The sequence below is a fragment of the Streptomyces sp. NPDC057565 genome (assembly GCF_042801455.1).
Taxonomy (GTDB): domain Bacteria; phylum Actinomycetota; class Actinomycetes; order Streptomycetales; family Streptomycetaceae; genus Streptomyces; species Streptomyces yanii.
Genome location: NZ_JBHVFU010000187.1, coordinates 1 through 1,177, shown reverse-complemented (window position 1 = coordinate 1,177; position 1,177 = coordinate 1). Strand labels below are relative to the sequence as shown.

The following is a 1,177-nucleotide window of genomic DNA, read 5'->3' as shown; positions in this document are numbered from 1 at the left end:
CTAGTGTCTCGTGATCCTGTCCATGTCAGTTCGAGTTGTTATTGACGAGTTTCTTCACGTTGGTCGCGACGAGCCTGACCTTCGCGAGGACCTCGCCGGCGGTCGCGGTCCACGTGAACGGTTTCGCCGTCGTGTTCCAGGAGTTGATGTAGTCGCGGATCTGTTTGATCAGGACGTTGACGCTGGAGAACGTGCCGCGACGGATGGACTGCCGGGTCAGGATTCCGAACCAGATCTCAATCTGGTTCAGCCACGAGGAGCCGACGGGAGTGAAATGGAAGTGGACGTGCGGGTTCTTCGCCAGCCACTCCTTGACCTCCGGGGTGGTGTGTGTCGAGAGGTTGTCCAGGACGACATGTATGTCCTTCCCGGCGTGCGGTTTCACCGCCTTCTTCAAGAAGGCCAGGAAGTCCTTGCCGTTCCGGGTCGGCTTGCACTCGCCGAGCACCTCGCCGGTGCTCACGTTCAGGGCGGCGAACAGGTTCGTGGTGCCATGCCTGACGTAGTCGGCGGTGCGCTTCTCGCTCGCCGCGAAGGTGACCGGCAGTACCGGCTGGGTCCGGTCCAGCGCCTGGATCTGCGTCTTCTCATCAATCGAGAGGACCACCGCGCCGCCCGGCGGGGCCAGATACAGGCCGATCACATCGGCCACCCTCTCCGCGAACGCGGGGTCTTTGGAAATCTTGAAGGTGCCGGATCGGTGGGGCTTCAAGTGTTCTTCCCGCCAGACGCGCGCGACGTAGTGCCAGGACACGGTGACGTTCTCGGTCCGTTCCAGGTACTTCGCCAACTCCCGGGTGGACCAGTGCGAAAGCCCCGTGCCGTCCGGCGGCGTCGTACGCGTCAGCGCAATCACCCGGGACCGCACCTGGGCCGGTATCTGTTCCCGTGCGCCACCCGGACGCTCCCCTTCCAGCCCCGCCAGGCCCCGCTCGGCATAGCGGGCCTTCCAGCGGTCCACGGTCGGCAGCGACACCCCGAGCAGCTCGGCAATGTCCTTGCGCCGACGCCCCTCGCCCGACCACAGCACGATCCGGCCCCGCGTGGCAATATCCGCAGGCACGTCCCTGCTGTTCACCAACGCCCGCAACTCGGCGGCCTGTTCCACGGACAGCTCCATACCAAGAGACCCTGCCACACAAGATCAAGTAATGCTGACGGAATCACAAGACACTAG

General features: G+C 64.0%; 1 protein-coding gene. It reads right to left on the bottom strand.

Translation table 11 applies throughout. The annotated features are described in order from the left end of the window. Nucleotides 1–25: 25 nt before the first annotated feature. Nucleotides 26–1,120, bottom strand: a complete 1,095-nt coding sequence (locus tag ACFU8W_RS52510; RefSeq protein ID WP_384053019.1) for an IS630 family transposase — start codon at nt 1,118–1,120, stop codon at nt 26–28. Nucleotides 1,121–1,177 lie beyond the last annotated feature (57 nt).

Excerpts from the sequence above, each read along its gene's own strand:
- ACFU8W_RS52510 (WP_384053019.1), bottom strand. The coding sequence starts at position 1,120 with ATGGAGCTGTCCGTGGAACAGGCCGCCGAGTTGCGGGCGTTGGTGAAC.